At 67.0% G+C, this 23,858-nt stretch carries 21 protein-coding genes and 1 pseudogene; 5 read left to right on the plus strand and 17 right to left on the minus strand.

Features of this window, described 5'->3' with window-relative positions; genetic code table 11:
- Nucleotides 1-299: 299 nt before the first annotated feature.
- Complete coding sequence (locus M2282_RS19770; RefSeq protein ID WP_280810472.1) at nt 300-1,058, plus strand: sulfite exporter TauE/SafE family protein; 759 nt, start codon at nt 300-302, stop codon at nt 1,056-1,058.
- A gap of 51 nt (nt 1,059-1,109) precedes the next feature.
- Here the strand turns inward: M2282_RS19770 and M2282_RS19775 are convergent, their stop codons facing one another.
- The 5 genes from M2282_RS19775 to M2282_RS19795 all read right to left on the minus strand — a co-directional run bounded on the left by M2282_RS19775 (nt 1,110) and on the right by M2282_RS19795 (nt 4,594).
- Nucleotides 1,110-2,621: a tripartite tricarboxylate transporter permease gene (locus M2282_RS19775; RefSeq protein ID WP_280810473.1), complete on the minus strand. Its 1,512-nt coding sequence runs from the start codon at nt 2,619-2,621 to the stop codon at nt 1,110-1,112.
- A 12-nt stretch (nt 2,622-2,633) separates the two neighbouring features.
- Nucleotides 2,634-3,122, minus strand: coding sequence for a tripartite tricarboxylate transporter TctB family protein (locus tag M2282_RS19780; RefSeq protein ID WP_206176753.1), 489 nt, complete (start codon nt 3,120-3,122; stop codon nt 2,634-2,636).
- A gap of 250 nt (nt 3,123-3,372) precedes the next feature.
- Nucleotides 3,373-3,792 (minus strand): RNA recognition motif domain-containing protein, encoded by a 420-nt coding sequence (locus M2282_RS19785; protein ID WP_124462033.1) that lies wholly within the window; start codon nt 3,790-3,792, stop codon nt 3,373-3,375.
- A gap of 183 nt (nt 3,793-3,975) precedes the next feature.
- Nucleotides 3,976-4,212 carry a DUF3820 family protein gene (locus M2282_RS19790; RefSeq protein WP_280810474.1) on the minus strand — a complete coding sequence of 79 codons (237 nt, stop codon included), beginning with the start codon at nt 4,210-4,212 and terminating at the stop codon, nt 3,976-3,978.
- Between the two features lie 7 nt (nt 4,213-4,219).
- On the minus strand, nt 4,220-4,594 hold the full coding sequence (locus M2282_RS19795; RefSeq protein WP_280810475.1) for a translation initiation factor Sui1: 375 nt from the start codon (nt 4,592-4,594) through the stop codon (nt 4,220-4,222).
- 54 nt (nt 4,595-4,648) lie between these two features.
- On the opposite strand from M2282_RS19795, the gene M2282_RS19800 reads away from it, so the two are divergent.
- Nucleotides 4,649-5,914: a DEAD/DEAH box helicase gene (locus M2282_RS19800; RefSeq protein ID WP_280810476.1), complete on the plus strand. Its 1,266-nt coding sequence runs from the start codon at nt 4,649-4,651 to the stop codon at nt 5,912-5,914.
- Between the two features lie 10 nt (nt 5,915-5,924).
- On the opposite strand, the gene M2282_RS19805 is transcribed toward M2282_RS19800, so the two are convergent.
- The 11 genes and pseudogenes from M2282_RS19805 to argE all read right to left on the minus strand — a co-directional run bounded on the left by M2282_RS19805 (nt 5,925) and on the right by argE (nt 18,772).
- Nucleotides 5,925-6,245, minus strand: a complete 321-nt coding sequence (locus M2282_RS19805; RefSeq protein WP_280810477.1) for a Dabb family protein — start codon at nt 6,243-6,245, stop codon at nt 5,925-5,927.
- A gap of 142 nt (nt 6,246-6,387) precedes the next feature.
- A pseudogene (locus M2282_RS31060) lies at nt 6,388-6,699 on the minus strand (hypothetical protein); the annotation flags it as partial.
- A complete protein-coding gene (locus M2282_RS19815; protein WP_280810478.1) occupies nt 6,690-7,856 on the minus strand; it encodes an acyl-CoA dehydrogenase family protein in 1,167 nt (388 codons plus the stop codon). The pseudogene M2282_RS31060 and the gene M2282_RS19815, both read right to left, overlap by 10 nt.
- 15 nt (nt 7,857-7,871) lie before the next feature.
- Complete coding sequence (locus M2282_RS19820) at nt 7,872-9,032, minus strand: acyl-CoA dehydrogenase family protein (RefSeq protein ID WP_280810479.1); 1,161 nt, start codon at nt 9,030-9,032, stop codon at nt 7,872-7,874.
- Nucleotides 9,033-9,055: 23 nt separating this feature from the next.
- The gene (locus tag M2282_RS19825) at nt 9,056-9,967 is read right to left on the minus strand and encodes an SDR family oxidoreductase (RefSeq protein ID WP_280810480.1); all 912 of its coding nucleotides are present in this window, start codon (nt 9,965-9,967) and stop codon (nt 9,056-9,058) included.
- A gap of 40 nt (nt 9,968-10,007) precedes the next feature.
- Complete coding sequence (locus tag M2282_RS19830) at nt 10,008-11,972, minus strand: acetyl/propionyl/methylcrotonyl-CoA carboxylase subunit alpha (RefSeq protein WP_280810481.1); 1,965 nt, start codon at nt 11,970-11,972, stop codon at nt 10,008-10,010.
- Nucleotides 11,969-13,579, minus strand: coding sequence for an acyl-CoA carboxylase subunit beta (locus tag M2282_RS19835; protein WP_280810482.1), 1,611 nt, complete (start codon nt 13,577-13,579; stop codon nt 11,969-11,971). The genes M2282_RS19830 and M2282_RS19835 overlap by 4 nt, the downstream gene beginning before the upstream one ends.
- A 72-nt stretch (nt 13,580-13,651) precedes the next feature.
- Nucleotides 13,652-14,428 (minus strand): MHYT domain-containing protein, encoded by a 777-nt coding sequence (locus tag M2282_RS19840; RefSeq protein ID WP_280810483.1) that lies wholly within the window; start codon nt 14,426-14,428, stop codon nt 13,652-13,654.
- A gap of 131 nt (nt 14,429-14,559) precedes the next feature.
- Nucleotides 14,560-16,257 (minus strand): Vgb family protein, encoded by a 1,698-nt coding sequence (locus tag M2282_RS19845; RefSeq protein ID WP_280810484.1) that lies wholly within the window; start codon nt 16,255-16,257, stop codon nt 14,560-14,562.
- A gap of 96 nt (nt 16,258-16,353) precedes the next feature.
- On the minus strand, nt 16,354-17,613 hold the full coding sequence (locus M2282_RS19850; RefSeq protein ID WP_280810485.1) for a DUF445 domain-containing protein: 1,260 nt from the start codon (nt 17,611-17,613) through the stop codon (nt 16,354-16,356).
- On the minus strand, nt 17,606-18,772 hold the full coding sequence (gene argE, locus M2282_RS19855) for an acetylornithine deacetylase (protein WP_280810486.1): 1,167 nt from the start codon (nt 18,770-18,772) through the stop codon (nt 17,606-17,608). Before argE ends, M2282_RS19850 begins: the two co-directional genes overlap by 8 nt.
- 100 nt (nt 18,773-18,872) lie before the next feature.
- Here argE and M2282_RS19860 point away from each other — a divergent pair, with 100 nt between their 5' ends.
- From M2282_RS19860 to M2282_RS19870, 3 genes are read left to right on the plus strand one after another with little or no spacing between them, the layout of a single operon-like run.
- Entirely contained in the window at nt 18,873-20,060 is a 1,188-nt protein-coding gene (locus M2282_RS19860; RefSeq protein WP_280810487.1) for a glycerophosphodiester phosphodiesterase, read from the plus strand.
- 55 nt (nt 20,061-20,115) lie between these two features.
- On the plus strand, nt 20,116-21,321 hold the full coding sequence (locus tag M2282_RS19865; RefSeq protein ID WP_280810488.1) for a M20 aminoacylase family protein: 1,206 nt from the start codon (nt 20,116-20,118) through the stop codon (nt 21,319-21,321).
- A complete protein-coding gene (locus M2282_RS19870) occupies nt 21,318-22,412 on the plus strand; it encodes a M14 family metallopeptidase (protein ID WP_280810489.1) in 1,095 nt (364 codons plus the stop codon). The genes M2282_RS19865 and M2282_RS19870 overlap by 4 nt, the downstream gene beginning before the upstream one ends.
- 281 nt (nt 22,413-22,693) lie before the next feature.
- Here M2282_RS19870 and M2282_RS19875 read toward each other — a convergent pair whose 3' ends face one another.
- Nucleotides 22,694-23,821: an ABC transporter substrate-binding protein gene (locus M2282_RS19875; protein ID WP_280810490.1), complete on the minus strand. Its 1,128-nt coding sequence runs from the start codon at nt 23,819-23,821 to the stop codon at nt 22,694-22,696.
- Nucleotides 23,822-23,858 lie beyond the last annotated feature (37 nt).

Consider the following 23,858-nt stretch of genomic DNA (forward strand, 5'->3'; position numbering starts at 1 on the left):
GGTAATTCCCAATGCACTGGTGCGGTGCAGCACATAAAGTCCCCCCACTCGCGAACGGGCCCTGCTCGTACTGCCGAGGGTCCGAGGAGACAACTTCCCCTTCAAAAAGAAAAATCCTTCAAGGCATCCGTACGAGATGCCAGCTCGAACTTGAAAGGCGCCGCTGGTCGGCGCCTTTTTTATGCCTGCTCTCCAGGCGCAGGCAGGCTTTTTCTCTCGGCCAAATTCCCGGATTGACCGCGTGCAGCGGCCATCCATAGCTATCGTTTCAGTAGCAATCCGGGTGAGACAATCCCGCCATGGAAATGCTGGTGGTCACGGGCGCTTCGCTGCTCGCGGGATTTGTCGATTCGATCGTGGGCGGAGGCGGGTTGATCCTGGTCCCGGCACTCTTCGCCGTCTTTCCGGGCGCACCACCGGCGACGCTCCTGGGCACCAACAAGAGCGCGTCGATATGGGGCACGGCGGCCGCCGCGGCCCAGTTCAGCCAGCGGGTGCAGATGCGCTGGGGCGCCCTGTGGCCGGCCGCGGTGCTCGGTTTTGCCGGCGCGATGCTGGGTGCCTGGGGCGTCACCGTGTTCCCGGGCGACTTCCTGCGCCGCGCCCTGCCGGTGGTCCTGCTCGGGGTGCTGCTCTACACGCTGGCGCGCAAGGACATGGGACGGCTGCATGCCCCGCGCTTCAGCGGCCGCGCCGAAACGCTGGCGGCGTGCACCATCGGCCTGTCGATCGGTCTCTACGACGGCTTCTTCGGGCCGGGGGCGGGCAGCTTCCTCGTGTTCCTGTTCGTGCGCTGGATGGGCTACGACTTTCTCAACGCCTCGGCGTCGGCCAAGATCATCAACACGCTCACCAATGCCGCCGCCCTGATCCTGCTGGCGGCCAAGGGCCACGTCTGGTGGCACTACGGGCTGGTGATGGCGGTGGCCAACGTGGCCGGCAGCCTGCTGGGCACGCGCGTGGCGCTCAGGCACGGCGCGGGCTTCGTGCGGGTGGTGTTCATCGCGGTGGTGAGCGCGCTGATCCTCAAAACCGCGTACGACGCGTTCCTCAAATGAAAAAGCCCCCGGCGCTGAACCGGGGGCTTCCTTCCAGTCGTGAGGGCGAGCCTATTCCTCCACGAACGCCTCTTCGCGCTTTGCCTTGATCGACGGCAGCAGCACGATGCACAGCAGCGCCGCCGCAGCTACCAGCAGCCCGGCCGACAGCGGCCGCGTGACGAACACGCTCCACGCCCCGCGCGACAGCAGCAGTGCGCGCCGCAGGTTCTCTTCCATCATCGGCCCGAGGATGAAGCCCAGCAGCAGCGGCGCCGGCTCGGTGCGCAGCTTCAGGAACAGGTAGCCGATGAAGCCGAAGATCGCGACCATCCACACGTCGAAGGTGTTGTTGTTGGTCGAGTACACGCCGATCGCGCAGAACAGCACGATGGCGGGGAACAGGAACTTGTAGGGCACCGTCAAGAGCTTGATCCACATGCCGATCAGCGGCAGGTTCAGCACGATCAGCATCGCGTTGCCGATCCACATCGAGGCGATCAGGCCCCAGAACAGCTCGGGGTTGCTGGTCATCACCTGCGGGCCGGGCTGGATGTTGTGGATGGTCATCGCACCCACCATCAGCGCCATCACGGCGTTGGGCGGAATGCCCAGCGTCAGCAGCGGGATGAAGGACGTTTGCGCGCCGGCGTTGTTGGCCGACTCGGGCGATGCCACGCCGCGGATGTTGCCCTTGCCGAAGGGCACTTCGCCGGGACGCATCTTGATCTTCTTCTCCAGCGCATAGGCCGCAAAGGCCGCCAGCAGCGCACCGCCGCCGGGCAGGATGCCCAGCGCAGAGCCCAGCGCCGTGCCGCGCAGCACCGCGGGCGTCATGCGCTTGAAGTCGTCCTTGGTCGGCCACAGGCCCTTGACCTTGTGCGTGAACACTTCGCGCTCGTCATCGGGCTGCGAGAGGTTGCCGATGATTTCGCCGTAGCCGAACACGCCCATGGCGATCACCACGAAGCCGATGCCGTCGGTGAGCTCCGGAATGTCGAAGCTGAAGCGGGCCACGCCCGAGTTGACGTCGGTGCCCACGATGCCGAGCAGCAGGCCCAGCACGATCATCGCCACCGCCTTCAGCAGCGAGCCCGAGGCCAGCACCACCGCGCCGATCAGGCCCAGCGTCATCAGCGAGAAGTACTCGGCCGGGCCGAACTTGAAGGCCAGTTCGGTGAGCGGCGGCGCAAAAGCCGCCAGGATCAGCGTGCCGACGCAACCTGCGAAGAACGAGCCCAGGCCCGCAGCCGCGAGCGCGGGGCCCGCGCGGCCCTGCCTTGCCATCTGGTAGCCGTCGATGCAGGTGACCACCGAGGACGACTCCCCGGGCAGGTTCACCAGGATGGCGGTGGTCGAGCCGCCGTACTGCGCGCCGTAGTAGATACCGGCCAGCATGATCAGCGCAGACACGGGCGGCAGCGCGTAGGTGGCGGGCAGCAGCATCGCGATGGTCGCGACCGGGCCGATGCCCGGCAGCACGCCGATCAGCGTGCCCAGGATGCAACCCAAGAGGCAATACAGCAGGTTGGTGAAGGTGAAGGCAACGCCGAAGCCGATGGAAAGGTTGTGGATCAGGTCCATGGTGTGCTCTCCTCAGCCCGAAATGAAAGTGGGCCAGACCTGGATCTGGAGCTTGAGCGCCCAGATGAAGGCCACATAGCTGCCGGCCGCCAGGATGGTCGAGAGCACCAGCACGTCGCGCAGCTTGAATTGCTCGCCGGCCATGCTGGAGATGATCGTGAGCGCGTAGATCGCGATGATCATTCCCATGGCCGGCAGGCCGATGCTCGGCAGGCCGCCCAGGAGAATGCCGAATGCGAGATTGGCGCCGAGCACGAAGGCCAGCGGCTTCCAAGCCCATTTGCCGATCTTGTCGCCGTCGGTGGTCTCCACCACCATGGCCTGGAACATGATGACCACCCCGAGGATGGCCAGCAGGATGCCCAGCATGAGCGGGAAATAACCGGGGCCCATGCGAGCGCCGTTGCCGACGGTGTAGGTGGTGGCGCCTATCGCGAAAGCGCCCCCCACGGTGGTGAACATGACTCCTGAAAAGAAGTCCGCCTGACTCTTGATCTTCATTGCCTCGACCCTCTGTTTTGGAGCAGTGAGGGTCGTCGTCCGCGGCTGACCGTTGGCTGACCACGCCGGTAAGGACAAATGCTTACGGCAGGATTAGGGTTCTCCCACGAGCGATGCCCGCGGCCGGGAGAAGCCAGGTGCTCGACGCTCCCAAAAAGAAGAAAAAAGCAGGGGGCAGAAACGAAAAAAGCTCCCGAAGGAGCTTTTCATTCATTCAGAGAGCCGGGGCTCCCTGAGTGTGGGTGAGGGCTTAGTAGCCGCCGCGACCACCGCCGCCGCCGCCGTAGCCGCCGCCACCGCCGCTACGGCCACCGCCGCCGCCGCCGTAACCACCACCACCGCCGCCACCACCGTAGCCGCCGCCGCCACCACCAGCGCCGCCGCCGTAGCCGCCACCACCGCCGGTGCGGGGAGGACGAGCTTCCATCGGACGGGCTTCGTTCACCGTCAGGGCACGGCCCTGGAGCGAATGGCCGTTCATGGCTTCGACAGCTGCGAGTGCTTCAGCATCCGAGCCCATTTCGACAAAGCCGAAGCCCTTCGAACGGCCGGTGTCACGTTCCATCATGACCTTGGCGCTGACGATCGAACCGAATTCGCCGAAAGCTTGTTCCAGATCGTTGTCACGCACAGAGTAGGCGAGGTTGCCTACGTAGAGTTTCTTGCCCATGGAGGGACTCCTAATTCAAACCAACAAAACAAAAGCGATGGAGTCCCAGAATCACAACAAACAAGTGCGCTGTGGCGCGAAACTGACCGATCACCAAATTACGTGCACGGGAGACAAGGTCTCACAGACACGTGGGGTGAATTATCCACGCCACTTTGCGAAAAAACGTGGATAAATCGTGTGTTATTGAGAAACATCCTGGCCCGACGGGCGGTTTCGCAACGGTTTGAGCAGGTCCGACAGGCCGTTGTGGTCTATTTCATGCATCAAATGGAGCAGCCGGCCGATTTCGCCTGAGGGAAAACCCTCGCGTGCGAACCAGGTCAGGTAATTTCCGGGCAAATCGGCGATCAGCGTGCCCTTGTGTTTGCCAAAAGGCATTTCGAGGGTCACGAGGCGCCGCAGGTCTTCGGGTTTCATGCGTGCCTCAGCCTCCGGCGCGCTTGACGGTGTGGCCCTGCTTCACGAGGGCCGCGATCACCAGTTCGCGGTGATCGCCCTGGATCTCGATGATGCCGTCCTTCACCGTGCCGCCCGAGCCGCAGGCCGTCTTCAGCTGTTTGCCCACCGCCGCGAGCGCCGCGGCGTCCAGGGCGAGGCCCTTGATAACCGTCACGCCCTTGCCTTTGCGGCCCTTGGTCTCGTGCGATACACGCACAATGCCGTCAGTGGCCGGCGCGCGCGCCTTCAGTTCCTTGCAGCGGCATTGCGCCATCGGCGCGCGGCAATCGGGGCACATGCGGCCGCCCGCCTCGGTGGAGTACACCAGCGTGCTGGCCTGATTGCTTTTCGTCGTCGCCATTCGATCCATCTCTTCTATATCCGTATACCCGGGTTTCTCTCTCTGTCTGCTCACATGCCATTCGACTCACTGGGCCTGGCCCCCGCGCTCGTGCAGGCTGCCGCCGAAAGCGGTTATGCCGCGCCGACCGCCATCCAGGCCGCGGCCATCCCCGCAATTTTGCAGGGCCGCGACGTGCGGGGCTCGGCGCAGACCGGCTCCGGCAAGACCGCCGCATTCTCCCTGCCGCTGCTGCAGCGCCTGGCGGCCGAACCCGCGCAGTCGCCGCGCCGCGTGCGCGCCCTGGTGCTCGTGCCCACGCGCGAACTCGCGGCCCAGGTTGGCGAAACCATGCGCAGCCTGGCGCAGCACCTGCCCGAACGCCTGAAGATTGCCATCGCCTTCGGCGGCGTCTCGATCAATCCGCAGATGATGAGCCTGCGCGGCGGCGCCGACATCGTCGTCGCCACGCCCGGCCGGCTGCTCGATCTGGTCGAGCACAACGCGCTCAAGCTGGGCGCGGTCTCGATGCTGGTGCTCGACGAGGCCGACCGCCTGTTCGACCTCGGCTTTGCCGAAGAACTCGGCCGCATCCTCGTGCTGCTGCCGGCGCAACGGCAGAACCTGCTTTTCTCCGCCACCTTCCCGCCCGCCATCCAGTCGCTGGCCGACGGCATGCTGCGCGACCCCGCGGTCATCGACGTGCAGGGCGAGCCCGGCACCGAGCCGAACATCGTGCAGCGCGTGATCGAGGTCGATGCGAACCGCCGCACGCAGCTCTTGCGCCATCTGTTGAAAGAGAACGAATGGGAGCGCGTGCTGGTGTTCGTCGCCACGCAGCATTCGGCGCAGATCGTGGCCGAGAAGCTCTACAAGAACGGTGTCTACGCGGTGCCGTTCCATGGCGACATCGCGCAGGGCACGCGCACCGGCATCCTCGCGCAGTTCAAGGAGAGCCGATGGGACGTGGTCATCGCCACCGACCTGGCGGCACGCGGCATCGACATCGCGCAGCTGCCCGTGGTCATCAACTACGACCTGCCGCGCTCGCCCACCGACTACATCCACCGCATCGGCCGCACGGGCCGCGCGGGCGAGAGCGGGCTGGCGATCAGCTTCGTGAGCGCATCGACCGAGGCGCATTTCCGCCTGATCGAAAAGCGCCAGGGCCTCCACCTGCCGCGCGAGCGCATCGAAGGCTTCGAGCCGACCGAGGCGGCCGTGCCGCTGGTCGATGCATCGGGCACGGGTGGCATCAAGGGCAAGCGGCCGAGCAAGAAGGACAAGCTGCGCGCGGCGCAGGCCGCGCAACAGGGCGGCGAATCCGAAAAGAACGGCTGACCGGCGGCGCTCACCCGGCCGCGTAGTCGACCTGGTGCCGCGCGATGCGCAGGTCGCCCAGTTCCTCGCGCACCCGCAGGTGCGCGGGATGCGTGGCATAACCATCGAGCGATGCCTGGCTGTCGAACTCGCTGTAGAGCACCACGTCGCAGGCATAGCCGATGCGGCTCGAATCGACGCCCACTTCGAGGTGCAGCAAGCCGGGGATCTGCCCGCGCAGCGATTCGAACTTGCGCTTGAGCAATTGCGAGGCCTCTGCCTTTTGCTCGGACGATTCGCCGCGCAGGTCCCACATCACGATGTGCTTGAACATGGTGCGGGGCTTGCTCATTCTGCGGGCGGAAACCCGGCCTTCTGCGGCCACAGGTTCGTGAAAGGCAACACCGAGTTAGTTGCATAAACACCGGCGCGTGTGAAGGCTCGTCGGCCTGCCATTGCTCCGCGGCTTCGCGGCTCGCGAAGTCGATGGCCAGCAGGCTGCCGATCATGGTCTTGCCGTCGTCGGACAGCAGCGGCCCGGCGAAGGCGATGCGGTCGGCCACCTGGGCCAGGTAGGCCTTGTGCGCGGGGCGGACCGCATGGCGAAGCGCGGTGGACTCGGGCTTGTCGAGGAGGTGGAAAACGAAGATCACGCGGGCTCCTGCTGGATGCGGATGAAGGGGGCCGAACGGCGGCTCCCGTGTGCGATCGATGGTAAGCAGGCCCCGCGCGAAAGGCCATGACCCGCACGCCCCGCCGATGAAGAACAGTTTTCCGCAGGCGAAGAAATGGGACGCTACAACCACCCGAGCTGCCGCGCCGCCAGCTCCTTCATGATGTCCTCGGCCCCGCCGCCGATCATCATCACCTTGACCTCGCGGTAGATGCGCTCGCTCACCGTGCCGCGCATGAAGCCCATGCCGCCGAGAATCTGCACCGACTGGTCGGCGCAGAACTGCATGGTCTGCGTCGCGTGGTTCTTGAGCATGCAGACCTGGGCCACCCATTCGGGCGCGTTGAGGCTGCCCGCCGCTTCGTGCGCATCGCCCTCGGCGCACACGGCCTCCAGCCACGCCTCGGTGGAGGCGATGCGCATCTGCATGTCCACCAGCTTGTGGCGCACCGCCTGGTGCTCGATGAGTGCGGCGCCGAAGGTCTTGCGCTCGCGCGACCAAGCCAGCGCTTCGTCGAGACAGGCCTGCGCGAAGCCGAGTGCCCCGGCTGCGAGGCCGATGCGCTCGCCGTTGAAGTTGCCCATGACCATGCGAAAGCCCGCGCCTTCATTCCCGAGCAGGTAGCGGGCCGGCACGCGCACATTGTCGAAGTGCAGCGTCGCGGTGTCGGAGCACAGCCAGCCCATCTTCGTGAGGCGCGTGCGCGAAAGGCCGACCGCATCGCCGGGCACCAGCAGCATCGAGATGCCGCCCGCACCGCGCCCTTCGCCGGTGCGCACGGCCACGCTGATCCAGTCCGCGCGCATGCCCGAGGTGATGAAGGTCTTCTCGCCGTTCAGCACGTAGTGGTCGCCGTCGCGCCTTGCCGTCGTGCGCAGCGCAGCCACATCGGAGCCGCCGCCGGGCTCGGTGATCGCGAGCGCGGCGATCTTCTCGCCGCGCAGCACGGCGGGCACGACCTCGCTGCGCACCTCGTCGCTCGCATGCAGCACCACCGGCGGCAGGCCGATGTTGTGCGAGAACAGGCTCGCGAGCACACCGCCGCTCTTGCCGTGGCGCGCGAGGGCGATCCATGCCGGGAGCTTCAGCGAATACGAAGCCGGCGTGCCGCCGAACGCCTCGGGATAGCCGAGACCGAGCAGGCCAAGGTCCGCGGCGCGCGTGTAGAGCGCGCGCGGAAATTCGCCCGCGTCGTCCCAGGCTTCGACGTTCGGCGCGATCTCGCTCTCGGCAAAGCGCCGCACCGTGTCGGCGAGCGCCGCGCGATCGGCTTGCAGTTCGGCGTCCATGCGCTGCAAGCTTCTTCAGCCGCGCGGCGGCCGCTTGGCAATGCCCATCGTCTTCGCGAGGATGCCCAGCATCACTTCGTCCGCGCCGCCGCCGATCGAGCCCAGGCGCCCGTCGCGATAGAGCCGCGACACGCGGTTCTCCAGCGTGAACCCCATGCCGCCCCAGAACTGCAGGCAGGTGTCGGACACCTGCCGCGTGAGCCGCCCGGTCTTGAGCTTGGCCATCGAGGCGAGTTCGAGCACGTCCTGGCCCTGCACATGCAGGTCGCAGGCGCGGTAGGTGAGGGCGCGCAGCGCTTCCACCTCGGTCTTCAACTCAGCCAGCTTGAACTGCACCCACTGCTGGTCGGCCAGCGTGCCGCCGAACATGTGGCGCTGCTGCGCCCATTCGATGGTCTGGGCGATGCAGTCTTCCATCGGTTCGAGCGAGCTCGCGGCGGCCCAGAGGCGTTCTTCCTGGAACTGCTGCATCTGGTAGACGAAACCCTGGCCTTCCTCGCCGATGCGGTAGCGCTGCGGCACGCGCACGTTGTCGAAGTAGATGAGCCCGGTGTCGCTCGAATTCATGCCTATCTTGCGGATTTTCTTCGCCTTCTCGATGCCCGGGAGGTTCATCGGCACCATCACGAGCGACTTGTTGCGGTGCACTGGGCCGTCGCTGGTGTTGACGAGCATGCACATCCAGTCGGCCTGCAGGCTGTTGGTGATCCACATCTTCTGGCCGCTGAGGAGGTAGTCGTCGCCGTCCTTGCGTGCATGGCTCTTGAGGCCCGCCACATCGCTGCCCGCGCCGGGTTCGCTCACGCCGATGCAGCCGACCATGTCGCCCGCGATGGCGGGGGCGAGGAACTCGCGGCGCAGCTCGTCGCTGCCGAAGCGCGCGAGCGCGGGCGTGCACATGTCGGTCTGCACGCCGATGGCCATCGGCACGCCGCCGCAGCTGATGTGGCCCAGCGCCTCCGCCATGGCCATCGCATACGAGTAGTCGAGGCCACCGCCGCCGAAGGCCTCGGGCTTGTTGAGGCCGAGGAGGCCCAGGTTGCCCAGTTTCTTGAAGACCTCGTGCGCGGGAAAGATCTCGGCCTCTTCCCATTCGTCGACGTGCGGGTTGATTTCCTCGTCGATGAAGCGGCGCAGCGTCTTCTGGATCTCGAGGTGTTCGTGGGTGTACTGCATGTCGCTTGTCTCCGATCAATCAATCAGTCGTTCGTTTCTTTGTCCTGGAACACGCGCGGCGTCTGCGCCAGATGGAAGCCGTCGAAAGGCCGCACCGCGGGGCGTTGCTGTGCCGCTTCATCCGGCAACGCCATCGGCCAGCCCATGCGCACCTGCGGCCGCGCACCGTCCACGCGCAGCACGCTGCCGCTGATGAAGCTCGCCGCGGGGCTCAGCAGGAAGGCGATGGCCGCGGAGGTCTCGGCCTCGTTGCCGAAGCGGCCCGCGGGCACGGTCTTGCGCATGGCGCGCAGCATGTCGCCGGCTTCGGGCGGGTAGTGGTCCATGCCGCTCGATGCGATGTAGCCCGGTGCCACGGCGTTCACGCGCACGCCGCTCGCGGCCCATTCGAGCGCCGCCGTCTCGGTGAAGCTCACCATGCCTGCGCGCGCGGCGCCGCTGTGGCCCATGTTGGGCATCGAGCCCCACATGTCGGCCACGATGTTGACGATGGCGCCGCCATGGGCCTGCATGCTCTGTACGAAGCATTCGCGCGCAACGAGGAAGCCGCCCGTGAGGTTGGTGTGGATCACCGCTTCCCAGCCCTTGGCCGAGATGGCGGCGAGCGGGGTGATGTACTGGCCGCCGGCGTTGTTGACGAGGCCGTCGATGCGGCCGTGTGCGGCGACGACTTCGGCAATCGCCGCGCGCACGGCTTCTTCCTGGCGGATGTCGAAGGCCTGCGTGCTGGCCTTGCCGCCGGCCGTGGCGATCTCGGCCTGCACCTGTTGCAGCTTTTCGTTGTTGCGGCCGACCAGCACCACCTGCGCGCCCAGCGATGCGAGTTCGTGCGCCGTGCAGCGGCCGATGCCCGAGCCGCCGCCGGTGACGACGATCACCTGCCCGGCGAACAGGCCGGGCGAGAACACGGAACGGTAGCGGGAGGGAGCGTTCATTCGAATGGCTTTCTGGAAATCGAAAAGACGGTGCGCCGCGTCAGGCGTCGGCAATCTCCGCCACCACATGGCGCGCGGCCACCTGTGCGCCCACGGCCACATGCAGCGCGGCAACGCGGCCGGCGCGGGGCGCGCAGTGCACGTGTTCCATCTTCATCGCTTCGAGCGTGACGAGGGGCTGCCCGGCAGCGACCGTGTCGCCCTCGGCGGCCAGCAGCGCAATGACGCGGCCATTCATCGAGGCGCGCAGCAGGCCGTCGCCGCCTGCGGCACCGGCGCGAGGGACCGCCACATGCGTGAGATCCTGGAGTTCGAACGCCCGGCCTCGGAAGTGAAACCACAGGTGGGCGGCGGACTCACGCACTGACATGGCCTGCTCGGAAACACCGTTGCATGAGAACCGCACAGCGCCATCGCCGGGCAGCGAAAGCAACTTGATCCGCGCCGGCGCATGGGCGTCCAGCGCCACATCGAAACGGCCCGCGCCCTGCGGCGTCACCCGCGCCGCATGCACCTTGCCGTTGAGCGCAAAGCGCAGGGCATTGGGCAGCGTGTGCGCGAGCGCTGAAGGCCAGCCGCGTCCGCCGAGTTGAAGCAGCAGTGCGGCCAGCAATGCGGCGTGGTCCTCGGCAGCGGTATCGGGTGCAAGCAATGCATCGGCATGCGCGGCGATGAAGGCCGTCGTCGCCGCGCCCTCGGCAAACACCGGGTGCGACAGCGCGCGCTGCAGAAACTGCTGGTTCGTCGCGATGCCGAGCGCCACTGTGTCCTGCAGGCCTGCGATGAGACGCTGCCTTGCTTCGTCGCGGGTGCGGCCGTGCGACACCAGCTTCGCGATCATCGAGTCATAGAAAGCCGGCACTTCGGCGCGATCGCGCAACGCGTGCTCGGTGCGAAGGGCCGGCGAAGGCCGCCACGCGGCGAGCGTGCCGCTCTGCGGCATGAAGCCCTGTTGCGGGTCTTCGGCGCACAGGCGCACTTCGATGGCGTGACCGCGCATCCGCACGTCTTGCTGCGTGAGCGGCAGCGGTTCACCGGCGGCGACGCGCAACTGAAGCTCGACCAGGTCCAGCCCCGTCACCGCCTCGGTCACCGGATGCTCGACCTGCAGCCGCGTGTTCATTTCCATGAACCAGTACTGGCCTTCTGCATCGAGCAGGAATTCGAGCGTGCCCGCGCCTTCGTACGCGATGGCCTTCGCCGCCGCGACGGCCGTCGCGCCCATGCGTTCGCGCAGCTCGGCAGACACAGCTGGCGAGGGCGATTCCTCGATCACCTTCTGGTGCCGCCGCTGCACCGAGCAGTCGCGCTCGCCGAGGTGGATGGCGTTACCGTGGCGGTCGGCGAACACCTGGATCTCGATGTGGCGCGGCGCGACGATGGCGCGCTCCAGGATCACGGTCGCATCGCCGAAGGCATTGAGCGCTTCGGACTGCGCGCTCTGCAGCAGATCGGCGAACGCTTCGGCCGACGTCACAAGCCGCATGCCGCGCCCGCCGCCGCCGGCGGTCGCCTTGATCATCACGGGCCAGCCGATGCGCGCGGCTTCGGCGGCCAGCGTGGGCTGGCTCTGGTCTTCGCCCTGGTAGCCGGGAATGCACGGCACACCCGCCGCTTGCATCAGGCGCTTGGCACCGGCCTTGTCGCCCATCGCGCGAATGGCTTCGGGCGAGGGTCCGATGAAGATCAGACCCGCGTCGCGGCAGGCTTGCGCGAACGCCGCGTTCTCTGCAAGGAAGCCGTAGCCGGGGTGAACGGCTTGAGCGCCGCTCGTGCGTGCGGCCTCGATGATCGCGGCGATGTTCAGGTAGCTCTGTGCGGGCAGCGACTCGCCGATCCACACGGCCTGGTCGGCTTGCCGCACGTGCTCCGCATCGGCGTCGGCGCTCGAATACACGGCCACCGTGCGATAGCCCATGGCGCGCGCGGTGCGCATCACGCGGACCGCGATTTCGCCGCGGTTGGCGATGAGGATCTTGCTGAATGCGTGCATGTTGGTGTTCATGGCCTCGCCACCGAGAACTGCATCGCCTGCGGCACGCGCGCATCGGCATCGCGGCACACAGACAGCACTTCGGCCAGCACCGCGCGCGTGTCGCGCGGATCGATCACGCCGTCGTCCAGCAGCATCGCGCTGGTGGTGAACACGCTCATCTGCCGGTCGAAGCGCTCGACGATCTGCTGCTGCATCGCATCGATCTTCGCGGTGTCGACCGCGCCCTTGCGCGCCATGCCCGCCTCCATGACGATGGCCATGGTCTTGGCAGCCTGCTCGCCGCCCATCACCGCGGTGCGCGCGTTGGGCCACGAGAAGCAGAAGCGCGGCGCGAAGCCGCGCCCGCACATGCCGTAGTTGCCCGCGCCGTACGAGGCACCGCAGTACAGCGTGATCTGCGGCACCGTGGCGTTGGTCACGGCCTGGATCATCTTCGCGCCGTGCTTGATGATGCCGGCTTCCTCGTGCGCGCGGCCCACCATGTAGCCGGTGATGTTCTGCAGGTAGACGATGGGCGTGCGCGACTGGCAGCACGCCTGAATGAAATGCGTGGCCTTGGTCGCGCCGTCGGAATCGATCGGGCCGTTGTTGGTGACGATGCCCACCGCATGCCCTTCGAGCCGGATGTGGCCGCAGACGGTGGCGCTGCCGTAGTGCTCGCTGAATTCGAGGAACTCGGAGCCGTCGGCAATGCGCGCGATGACCTCGCGCATGTCCACCGGCCGGCGGCCATCGATCGGCATGATGCCCAGCAGGTCCTCGGCGTCGTAGCGCGGCGGTGTGAACTCACGTGCGGCTTCGTTGCGGGGCCAGTCGATGCCGCCGAGGATCGAGCGTGCGATGCGGATGGCGTCGCGGTCGTCTTCGGCGAGGTAGTCGCCCAGGCCCGAGATGTGGGTGTGCATCACGGCGCCGCCCAGTTCTTCCTCGGTCGCGATCTCGCCGGTGGCGGCCTTCAGCAGAGGAGGACCTGCGAGAAAGGCCCGTGTGCGGTCGCGCACCATCACGATGTAGTCCGACAGGCCCGTCTGGTAGGCGCCGCCCGCGGTCGAGGAGCCGTGCGTCACCGTCACGACCGGCAGCCCCGCGGCCGACAGGCGCGCAAGGTTGCGGAAGATGCTGCCGCCGCGCACGAAGTCCTGCACGCGGTACTGCATGAGGTTGGCGCCGGCGCTTTCGACCAGCTGCACGTAGGGCAGCTTGTTCTCGAGTGCGATCTCCTGCACGCGCAGCTGCTTGTCCAGGCCCATGGGCTGCAGCGCGCCGGCGTCGATGCCGGAGTCGGAGGCGCTGACCATGCAGCGCACGCCCGCGACCTGGCCGATGCCGGAGATCAGGCCGCCGCCGGGCACGCTCTTCGAGAGATCCGGGTTGTCATGGCCGAGCCCTGCGAGGGACGCCAGCGTAAGAAAGGGCGCGCTGGTATCTAGCAACAGCGCCAGGCGCTCGCGCGGCAGCAGCTGGCCACGCCTGGCGAAGCGCTCGGCCGAAGCACCGGATGCGGCCGCGGCGCGGGCCTCGTGCGCACGCACCTGGTCCAGCAGCGCGAGCATGCCGGTGCGGTTGGCCTGGAAGGTGTCGCTGGCCGATGGCAGCCGGGATTCGATGACGGGCATGGGTCTGTGCAGATCGCTTGTTTTCGCTCTGCACGGACTGTAGGTCGCGGGCTCCGGGCCCGCTTGCGCCAACTAGCTGGTGCGGGGGCGGGCGCGCTGCGGCGCTGGCGCGTCGAGGCTGCTGCCGGTGGCCACCCAGTAGATGAAGATCAGCACCGCACCGGCCGTTCCGAACACCGACAGGCCCATGTAGCTGCCGCCGATGGCGAGCGCGTCGGTCGGTGCCGCGGCCGTGCAGATCATGCTGGCGGCGGTCATGCCCACGTAGTGCATCGTGCAGACCGCCACGCCCATCACCGCGGCGGCCGCGATCTGGTGGCTGAGCTTGCGCAGGTTGAAGGCCAGCCACAGGGCGGCCGCTGCGGCGGTGATGGCGATCACCACCGACAGCACGACGGTGCCCAGGTCGAACTCCATCGAGGCGCGCATGTTCATCGCGAACATGCCCATGTAGTGCATCACGCAGACGCCCAGCCCGGCCAGCAGGCTGCCGGCGGCCCAGCCGGGTTTGCTGAACTTGCGCCGGCCGCCGGCCAGGTAGAGGGCGATGCCGGAAATCAGGATGGCCGCCACCAGCGACACGATCGTCAGCGGCATGTTGTACGAGATGGCCACCGGCAGCCGATAGGCCAGCATGCCGATGAAGTGCATCGACCAGATGCCGATGCCCCCGAGCGCCACCGCGGCGCAGGCCACGAGGGCCAGGTTGGGTTTGCCGTCCGCGTTGACCATGCGTCCCGCGCAGATCAGCGCCACCAGCGATCCCGCGAACGAGATGAGGAATGAAAGCGCCACCAGCCCCAGGGAGTACTCGGGCGACAGCAACTGGCCTACGACGAGGGGAGTCATGCGTTTTTTCCTTTCAGAGAAACGCCCGGCCGCCCTCGAAAACCGGATGTGATCGGGGCACCTTTCGGCGTCCCGGCCAGTTTGTAATATTTGTTTTTAAAAGTAAATCGAAATCTGTACTTATCGTTACGCTACCTTACGGCGCGAATTCGATATATCGCATTGTTGCGATCCGCACTCATGTAGACCGTGCCGTCGCGGCCCACGGCGACGCCGGTAACTACATACGGCGGCGGAAGGCCGGGCCCGGGCGCGAGGCCGATCGGCAGGTTCTCGGCGATGGTCCGGCGGGTGCCGTTGGCCGGATCGATTTCCACCAGCCGCCGCGCCGCGCTCTCGGCCACGATGAACGTGCCCCAAGGCGTTTGCGCCACGCCCTCGGGCAGCGCAAGGCCCTCTACGATGGTGCGCAGCGGCGCGCTGGCATCCAGTGGAATGCGCAGCAGCTTGCCGGCAGCCTCGGTGACATAGAGCGCACCGTCCTGGCCCAAGACCATCTGCACCGGGCCATTCAGGCCGCTAGCAAGCACTGACTTGTCTGCAAACTTCGGCCCGCTGGCGCGCGTGATGCTGCCAGCGGCGAGTTCCGCATAGATCACGCTGCCGTCGGGCATGGGAATCGCATCGAACGGCGCCTTCAGGCCGTGAATGGTTTCGACCGTCTTGAGCGTCTGGCGGTCGACCAGCTGGACCGTGCCGGTGAACCACGAGGTCAGCGCAAACAGCTTGGCCGACAGCCCGACCGCGAAGGGATAGTCGAGCTCCGGGTCGCGCTGCATGCGGAACACGTCGCGCACCTCGCCGGTGCGCACGTCCACCTGCCGGAAGCCGAAGACGTCGGCCACCCAGAGGGTGTCGCCGTCGATCTTCAGGCCGGCGGGCACCGCCAGCTTGCCGCTGGTGAGCGTGCGCAGCTCGCCGGTGGCGGGGTTGAAGGCCTGCACCTCGTTGTTGGCCATGTTCGACACGTAGATCGTGCCGTCCGGAGCGATGGCCAGGTTGTCCAGCGAGGGCCGCAGCTGCTTCGCCACCGTCTTCCTGCCAGTGGCCAGTTCCACCCGCACCAGTTCGCCGCTGCGCGCATCGACCACCCAGAGGTTGCCCTTGCCGTCCAGATTGGCCGCGGCCGGGATCTTGAAGCCGTCCGCGATCACGGTCATGTTGCCGTTCGCCGGATCGATCTTCACGACCTGGCCCTTGAACCACAGCGGCCCGTAGAGCAGGCCGTCGGGCCCGACCTCGAAGCCGTTGAAGCCGCCCATGTCCTTCTTGATGAGCCGCGGGGGCTTCTGGCCGGTGCGGTCGATTTCCCACAGCGCATCCCCCAGGAACACCTGCGAGGCGTAGAGCTTGCCGCTCTTGCGGTCGAAGTCCAGCGAGTTGAGGCCGGGCAGGTCCTTGGCGAGCACGCGCAGCGGCGCGGTGTCGCTCTCGCGGTAGCGCAGCATGCCCATGAGGTAGTTGGTCCAGGCCAGTTCGCCCTGGGGGCCGACCGCGATGTCGTCGGCCTGGCCTTCGGGCGCGTCGATCAGCACCTTCGCCGCGCCCGTGGTGCGGTCGACCTCCCACAGCGTGTTGCCGAGCACCGAGCCCGCGAGCAGCCGCCCCTTCGCATCGATGGCCAGCCCATGCACGCCCGAGAACGACGACGGCGGCACCAGCGCCTCGGGCGCGGCCCACGAAGCGGGCCGGGTGGCGGCCACAGGGGCCGTGGATGGGGAAGTCAGCACGGCCGGCAGCGCGAATGGCGGCCGTGAAACCGTGCTGCAGGCGCCCAGCAGGGCGAACGTGGCGACCAGCGCGGCAGCGCGGAAAGGGCGGCGGGGCATGTCTTCTCCTTCTTGTGGGTGCGCGCGCAGTCTAGAAGGAGGACGGGGATGCGGCCCAGTCCCGCCCGCGACATGCGGACTTTTGTCCGCTGCGGATTACCCGCGCAGCAGCTGCGTGACGGTGTGGATCAGCAAGCCCACCAGCCCGCCCACCAGCGTGCCGTTGATGCGGATGAACTGCAGGTCGCGCCCGATGTGCCGCTCCAGCTCCACCGTCATTTCCTCGGCGTTCCATTCGCCCACCCGCTCCTCGACGTAGCGGCGGATGTCTTCGCGGTAGCGCTCGATGGCCAGCGGCGCGGCGGCCTCGATCTGTTCGTTGATCCAGTGGCGGATGGCCTCGTCCGCCTGCAGCCGCGTGCCCAGCGCACCGGCCATCGACGCGATGCGCTGGCGGATCGTCGAGTCGCTGCGGCGCAGGTCCTCGTCCAGCCATGCGAGCAGTTCGCCCCAGAGCCCGTGCAGGTAGTCGCCCAGGGCCGGGTGCGCCATCAACTCGGCGCGGATCTGTTCGCCGCGCTGCTGGAAATCGGGGTCCAGCTTCAGGCGCACCACGAAGTCGTCGACGAAGTGGTCGAAACGCTTGCGCATCGGGTGGTCGGGCTCGGCCGCGAGCTCGCCGATGGTGTGTGCGACGGCGGCGACGATCTTGCGCGTGGCGAGCTTGGCCGCGACCTGGTCCAGGCCCACGTAGCGCAGCGTCTTGATCTCGCGCGCGATGGCCTCGGTGATGTGCGCCTGCACCTCGTCGCCTTCGAGCAGGCCCGCCACCTGCTGCAGCACGTCGTCGAGCAGCGCCTGGTGGCGCCCGCCCGCGGTGAGTGCATCGAGCGCCTGGCCGGTAAGGCGCGAAAGGTCGATCTTTTCGAGGCCCGCCGCCGCGGCGCGGCTCATGAAGGCGCGCACCCGCTCGTCGTCGAAGGCCGTGAGCCCATATCGCGCGGCGGCCACGCCCCATTCACCCAGCTTCTCGCCGCTCGCGGGCCGGGCCAGCCAATCGGCGATGCGCTTTGCGGTGTCGAATTCGCGCAGCTTGGCGAGCACCTGCGTGGTGCTCAGGAAGTTGTTGCAGATGAAGCCCGCGAGCTTGGCGCCGATACGGTCCTTGTTGCTCGGGATGATCGCGGTGTGCGGAATCGGCAGCCCCAGCGGATGGCGGAACAGCGCCACCACCGCGAACCAGTCGGCAATCGCGCCGACCATCGCGGCTTCGGCGAAGGCGGCCACGTAGCCCCAGGCCGGATGCTGCGCATGCAGTGCGCTGGCCACCGCGTAGAGCAGCGCCGCCGCGCACAGCAGGCCGAGCGCGACGCGCTTCATGCGCCGCAGCGCGATGCTGCTCTGGTCTTCAGCCAATGGTGAGCGAAGTGGCGAGGCGCTCCATGAACAGCTCGCAGCGCGCGAGTTGTTCGAGGCTCACGAATTCGTCCGGCTGGTGCGCCTGCTCGATGCTGCCCGGGCCGCACACCACGGTGGGGATGCCCGCGTTCTTGAACAGGCCCGCTTCGGTGCCGAAGGCCACCAAGGTGGTGCGGTCCTCGCCCGCGAGGCGCTGCGCGAGCAGCGTGATGGGGTCGCTGGCTGCACCGAGAAAGCTCGGGATCTCGCAGATCGTCTCGAACTTGAAGCCCGCATCGGGCGCCACCTTTTTCATCGCGGGTTCGATGCTCGCGGCATAGGCCAGCACGTCGGACTGCATGCGCTTGGCGTCGGCCGTGGGCAGGTCGCGGAATTCATAGCGGAACTCGGCATCGCGCGGCACCACGTTGTCGGCGATGCCGCCGTGGAACTGGCCTACGCTCGCGGTGCTGAAGGGCACGTCGAAGCCCTCGTAGCGCGGCTCGCTGCGCTCGAAGTCCTCGGCCATGTCGCGCACCTTGCCGATCACGCGCGCGGCCATCTCGATGGCGTTCACCGACCTGGGCGTGAGCGACGAATGCGCCTCCTTGCCGCGCACACAGCACTTGTAGCGGTACACGCCCTTGTGGGCGATGGCCGGAACCATGCTGGTGGGTTCGCCCACGATGCAGGCGAGCGGCTTGATGCCCGCGTCGCGCATGTCGGCGATGAGTTCCTTCACGCCGAAGCAGCCGATTTCTTCCTCGTAGCTGAAGGCGAAGTGCACCGCGAAGGGCGAGTCGCTTTCAAGGAAGCGCCTGGCGTTGGAGAGGGCGATGGCGATGAAGCTCTTCATGTCGGCCGAGCCGCGGCCGTAGAGGCGCTCGTTCATCACCGTGGCGGAGAGCGGGTCCACGCTCCAGGCCTGCCCGTCCCAGGGCACCGTATCGGTGTGCCCTGAAATGATCACCCCGGCCGGCTTGCCCTCGCCCAGCGTGGCGAACAGGTTCGCCTTGGTGCGTCCGGCGTTGTAGGTGATGCGGCTCTTCACGCCGAGGGCGGCGAGGTGGCTCTGTGCGAGGTCGATCAGCTGGAGGTTGCTGTTCGCGCTGATGGTGTTCATGCGCACCAGCGACTGGGCCAGCGCGAGGCTTTGAGGGGAAAGCGTGTGGGGCATGCAACAGATTGTCCAAGAAGTCGATGCCCCGCGTCGGCGGTTGTTCCGGCTGTTATCGGGAGCGGGTACCCTGCGCCTCTTTTGGATGGAGAAAAAAACCATGCGCACCCTTCAGATCGCCCTGACCGCCACCGCCGCCCTGTGCGTTGCGGCCTGCAGCACCACCGGCCCGGCCAACAAGCTGCTGACGCTCGACGGCAAGCCGCCGCTGGTCATCGCCCACCGCGGCGCCTCGGGCTACCTGCCGGAGGAAACGCTCGAAGCCTATGCGCGCGCCATCGAACTGGGCGCCGACGTGATCGAGATGGACCTGGTCTCCACCAAGGACGGCGTGCTCATCGCCCGCCACGACCCCAACCTGGCCATCAGCACCGACGTCGCCAAGCACGCCCGCTTCGCCTCGCGCAAGAAGACCATCAAGGTCGACGGCGAGACCCAGACCGGCTGGTTCAGCAACGACTTCACGCTGGCCGAGATCAAGACGCTGGGCGGCATCTCCACCGACGCCGAGCGCCCGCAGGAATTCAACGGCAAGTTCAAGATCCCGACCTTCCAGGAGATCATCGATTTCGCCAAGGCCAAGTCGAAGGAAACCGGCCGCACCATCGCGATCTACCCCGAGACCAAAAACCCGACCTACTTCCGCGAGCTGGGCCTGCCGCTGGAAGACAAGGTCGTCGCCGCCATCAACGCCGCCGGCTGGAACAGCAAGACCGCGCCGATCTACGTGCAGTCGTTCGAGCCGGGCAGCTTGAAGTACATGAAAGCCAAGGGCCTGAACACGAAGATCATCCAGCTGATCGACGGCGACAGCGTCGACCTCAAGACCGGTGCCGTGACCTTCGCGGTTCCCAGCGACCGTCCCTACGACTGGACCAAGGCCGGCGACACGCGCAACTTCGACGCCATGGTCACGCCCGCGGGCCTGGCCGAGATCAAGACCTACGCCGACGGCATCGGTCCGTGGAAGCGCTACATCGTGACCATCAAGGGCAGCATCGGCCCCGATGGCAAGCCCATCGACGTGAACAAGGACGGCAAGGTCAACGACGCCGATGCCACCTCGGTCTCGCCCACCACGCTGATCGCCGACGCGCACAAGGCCGGCCTCTTCGTGCATCCCTTCACCTTCCGCAACGAGTCGCGCCGCCTGGCAGCCGACTACAACAAGGACGGCAAGAACGAGTACGCGATCTATTACAAGCTCGGCGTGGACGGCGTTTTCACCGACTTCACCGACACCGCGCTGGCCGCGCGCACCGAGTACCTGAAGAGCCTCGGCCGCTGAGGGTTTGCCCGGCACGGTCTTTGCGGCGCATTCCGCAAAGCCTAGACTGTGCCCCATGAAACTCATCGATTCGCTCGTCACGCAGGCGGCCGGCATCGCCGCCGTCCGACGTGACCTCCACGCCCACCCTGAACTCTGCTTCGAAGAAGTCCGCACCGCCGACGTGGTGGCAGGCAAGCTCACCGAATGGGGCATTCCCATTCACCGGGGCCTTGGCACGACCGGCGTCGTCGGCATCGTCAAGAACGGCACCAGCAACCGCGCCGTGGGCCTGCGCGCCGACATGGACGCACTGCCCGTCACCGAGCTCAACACCTTCGCCCACGCCAGCAAGCACCACGGCAAGATGCACGCCTGCGGCCACGACGGCCACACCGCGATGCTGCTCGCAGCCGCCCAGCACCTGGCGAAAAATCGCAATTTCGACGGCACCGTCTACCTGATCTTCCAGCCGGCCGAAGAGGGCGGCGGCGGCGCCCGCGAAATGATCAAGGAAGGGCTCTTCGAGCAGTTCCCCATGGACGCCGTCTTCGGCATGCACAACTGGCCCGGCATGAAGGCCGGTCAGTTCGCGGTGAGCCCCGGCCCGGTGATGGCGTCGGGCAACAAGTTCCACGTCAACGTGATCGGCAAGGGGGGCCACGCGGCGCTGCCGCAGACCGGCATCGACCCGGTGCCGATCGCCTGCGAGATCGTGCAGGCCTTCCAGACCATCCTCACGCGCAAGATGAAGCCGACCGATTCGGCCGTGATCTCGGTCACCACCATCCATGCGGGCGAAGCCAACAACGTGATTCCCGACAACTGCGAGTTGTCGGGCACGGTGCGCACTTTCTCCATCGAGGTGCTCGACATGATCGAGGCCAGGATGCGGCAGATCGCCGAGCACATCTGCGCGGCGCACGACGCGACCTGCGATTTCCGCTTCGAGCGCTACTACCCGCCCACCATCAACACCGAGGCCGAAGCCCACTTCGCGCGCGATGTGATGGCCGGCATCGTCGGCGCCGAGAACGTGCTGAAGCAGGAGGCCGCCATGACTTCCGAAGACTTCGCCTTCATGCTGCAGGCCAAGCCCGGCGCCTATGCCTTCATCGGCAACGGCGACGGCACACACCGCGACGTGCACCACGGCGAAGGCCCCTGCACGCTGCACAACGCGAGCTACGACTTCAACGACGATCTCATTCCGCTCGGCGCCACCTGCTGGGTGCAGATCGCCGAGCAGTTCCTCAAGAAGCCCGGCGGCAACGTCTCATGATCGGTATCGGCGAGGCCTTTTCGCCGCGCTATGCCCAGGCGCGCCAGAAGTTCCTGCAAGGCTGCGTGAGCGCGGGCCTCACCGTGCAGCCGCATGCGCATCCGCTCAAGGGGCGCGACGGCGAAGAACTCTCGATGGATGTGGCGCTCGACGGCGATGCGAACGCCGAGCGCCTGCTGGTCGTCACCAGCGCCTGCCATGGCGTCGAAGGCCACTGCGGCAGCGGCGTGCAGGTGTTCGCGCTGCACGATGCCGAGTGGCGCGAGAAGGCCAGGGCCCAGGGCGTGGCGGTGCTCTATGTGCATGCGCTCAACCCGCACGGCTTTTCCTACGGCCGGCGCGTGACGCACGAGAACGTCGACCTGAACCGCAACTTCATCGATTTCTCGAAACCGGCGCCGGTCAACGAGCCCTACGCCAAGCTGCATCCGCTGCTGTTGCCCGACACCTGGCCGCCCACGCCCGAGAACCAGGCGGCCATCGACAAGTGGATCGAGAAGCATGGCGCCACCGCCTACCAGGCAGCGGTCACCAGCGGGCAATACCAGTTCGACGATGGCCTCTTCTTCGGCGGCAAGGCGCCCACCTGGAGCAACAAGACGATCCGCAGCGTGCTGCGCCGCCACGCGGCCGGTGCAAAGCGCATTGCCTGGATCGACCTGCACACGGGACTCGGTCCCAACGGACTCGGCGAACGCATCTATGCGGGCAAGGACGACAAGCTCGCCTATGCCCGCGCGAACGCCTGGTGGGGGACGCCCGCCGCGCCGGTCACCTCGATCTACGACGGCTCATCGACTTCGGCGCTGCTGCGCGGCCTGATGTGGGACGTCGTGTACGACGAATGCCCGCAGGCCGAATACACCGGCATCGCGCTCGAATACGGCACGCTCCCCATGCTGGAAGTGACCGGCGCACTGCGCGCGGACCACTGGCTGCACAAGCACCCGGACGCGCCGGGCGACCTGGCCGATGGCATCCGTGCACGCATGGTCGAGGCGTTCTATACGGACACCGACGCGTGGCGCGGGCAGATCGTCAGCCAGGCGCGGCAGGCGATGTTTCAAGCCGTGGATGGGTTGAGCGCCTGAACGTTCGGGGCGGCGATCACGCCGATGGGATACCTTGCTCCGCGAATGTCCCCCGCCCTTCGGGCTCCTCCTTGATTTCGCTGCGCAAGGCACCCCATCGGCGTGATCGTGTTCAGAGCAGTCGTTGATCGGCCACGCACCGGCAGTGTGCCCAAGTGCGCAGGGCATCGGGTGCTCCCCGCAGCGAAATCAAGGGGGAGGCCGCAGGCCGGAGGACATTCGCGGAGGGGACTACCCGGTGGCCTGTGCACCCGCCCTGAACAAGACAAGAGCGCCAAGAACTAAGTCCGAACCCGCCCGTCCCCGGTAAGCATCGACAGCTCCACGAACTTCGACCCCACGTGGTTCTTCGCCGAAAACGACACCTCGAACCCACCGAACTGCTGCCGGTCGATGCTCTCCAGCCCCGCGACGAGACTGTCGCGCGTGAGCTTGCCCGATGCCTTGCGCAGCCCCTCGGTCAGCACCTTCGCGGCAAGGTAGCCCTCCATGCTCGAGAAGTTCGCGCTCGCCCCGCCGCCCGCCTTGCGCACCGCTTCGACGAATTCGCGGGTGATCGCATTGGCCGGGTTGTAGGGCGAGGGCACCACCTGCGTCACCATCACGCCCGCGGCTTCCTTGCCGAGCTCGTCCGCCAGCGCCTGCGTGCCCACGAAAGACAGGTTGATGAAGGTGCCGCCGTAGCTCGCCTTGCGCGCCTCGCGGATGAAGGCCGCGCAGGCTTTGTATGCGCCCACCTGCACCACCGCGTCGGGCCGCGCGCCCACGATGCTCTTCACCGCCTGCGCCACATCGGCCGAATTGCGCTCCACCGTGGCCATGGCGATCGGCTTGAGATCCTGGTGCGCCAGCGCCAGGGTCACGCCGTCGAGCCCGGCCTTGCCGTAGGCGTCGTTCTGGTAGAAGACCGCGATCTTCTTCAGGCCCAGGTGGGTGAGCTGCTTGACCATCAGCGCCGTCTCGTCGTTGTACGAGGCGCGCAGGTGGAACACGTTCTTCTGGAAAGGCTCGCGCAGCGACATGGCGCCGGTGAACGGGGCGATGAACGGCACCTTGTCCTTCACTGCCAGCGGCAGCGCGGCCAGGCTGGTCGGCGTGCCGATGTAGCCGAAGAGGGCGAACACGTCCTCCTCGATCAGCTTTTGCGTGTTGGCGGCGCAGCGGTCGGGCTCGTAGCCGTCGTCCAGGTTCTTGATCACCACGTTGCGGCGACCGGGCTGGGCGTTGTACTGGTCCAGGAACACCTTGGCGCCCTGGTGGAACTGGATGCCCAGCTGCGCGGCCGGGCCGGTGAATGGCGCGGACTGGCCCAGCACCAAAGGCGCCTCGCTCTGCGCCTGTGCGATCCGGAAGCTGCCGAGCGTTGCGGCGGCTCCGATGGACAAAGAAAAATGCCTGCGATTCACCATTGTGAAAACCCCCTCTGCGCGTTTACCTGCACACAAA

Origin of the sequence: Variovorax boronicumulans, assembly GCF_029892485.1 — a bacterium.
Taxonomy (GTDB): Bacteria; Pseudomonadota; Gammaproteobacteria; order Burkholderiales; family Burkholderiaceae_C; genus Variovorax; species Variovorax boronicumulans_B.

Bases quoted from the DNA above. Each gene is read 5' to 3' on its own strand.
- M2282_RS19805 (WP_280810477.1), bottom strand. From the start codon at position 6,245: ATGAGCAAGCCCCGCACCATGTTCAAGCACATCGTGATGTGGGACCTG.
- M2282_RS19790 (WP_280810474.1), bottom strand. From the start codon at position 4,212: ATGAAACCCGAAGACCTGCGGCGCCTCGTGACCCTCGAAATGCCTTTT.
- M2282_RS19785 (WP_124462033.1), bottom strand. From the start codon at position 3,792: ATGGGCAAGAAACTCTACGTAGGCAACCTCGCCTACTCTGTGCGTGAC.
- M2282_RS19875 (WP_280810490.1), bottom strand. From the start codon at position 23,821: ATGGTGAATCGCAGGCATTTTTCTTTGTCCATCGGAGCCGCCGCAACG.
- M2282_RS19815 (WP_280810478.1), bottom strand. From the start codon at position 7,856: ATGGACGCCGAACTGCAAGCCGATCGCGCGGCGCTCGCCGACACGGTG.
- M2282_RS19845 (WP_280810484.1), bottom strand. From the start codon at position 16,257: ATGCCCCGCCGCCCTTTCCGCGCTGCCGCGCTGGTCGCCACGTTCGCC.
- M2282_RS19840 (WP_280810483.1), bottom strand. From the start codon at position 14,428: ATGACTCCCCTCGTCGTAGGCCAGTTGCTGTCGCCCGAGTACTCCCTG.
- M2282_RS19865 (WP_280810488.1), top strand. From the start codon at position 20,116: ATGAAACTCATCGATTCGCTCGTCACGCAGGCGGCCGGCATCGCCGCC.
- M2282_RS19870 (WP_280810489.1), top strand. From the start codon at position 21,318: ATGATCGGTATCGGCGAGGCCTTTTCGCCGCGCTATGCCCAGGCGCGC.
- M2282_RS19770 (WP_280810472.1), top strand. From the start codon at position 300: ATGGAAATGCTGGTGGTCACGGGCGCTTCGCTGCTCGCGGGATTTGTC.
- M2282_RS19860 (WP_280810487.1), top strand. From the start codon at position 18,873: ATGCGCACCCTTCAGATCGCCCTGACCGCCACCGCCGCCCTGTGCGTT.
- M2282_RS19800 (WP_280810476.1), top strand. From the start codon at position 4,649: ATGCCATTCGACTCACTGGGCCTGGCCCCCGCGCTCGTGCAGGCTGCC.
- M2282_RS19835 (WP_280810482.1), bottom strand. From the start codon at position 13,579: ATGCCCGTCATCGAATCCCGGCTGCCATCGGCCAGCGACACCTTCCAG.
- M2282_RS19775 (WP_280810473.1), bottom strand. From the start codon at position 2,621: ATGGACCTGATCCACAACCTTTCCATCGGCTTCGGCGTTGCCTTCACC.
- M2282_RS19820 (WP_280810479.1), bottom strand. From the start codon at position 9,032: ATGCAGTACACCCACGAACACCTCGAGATCCAGAAGACGCTGCGCCGC.
- M2282_RS19825 (WP_280810480.1), bottom strand. From the start codon at position 9,967: ATGAACGCTCCCTCCCGCTACCGTTCCGTGTTCTCGCCCGGCCTGTTC.
- M2282_RS19830 (WP_280810481.1), bottom strand. From the start codon at position 11,972: ATGAACACCAACATGCACGCATTCAGCAAGATCCTCATCGCCAACCGC.
- M2282_RS19795 (WP_280810475.1), bottom strand. From the start codon at position 4,594: ATGGCGACGACGAAAAGCAATCAGGCCAGCACGCTGGTGTACTCCACC.
- argE (WP_280810486.1), bottom strand. From the start codon at position 18,772: ATGCCCCACACGCTTTCCCCTCAAAGCCTCGCGCTGGCCCAGTCGCTG.
- M2282_RS19780 (WP_206176753.1), bottom strand. From the start codon at position 3,122: ATGAAGATCAAGAGTCAGGCGGACTTCTTTTCAGGAGTCATGTTCACC.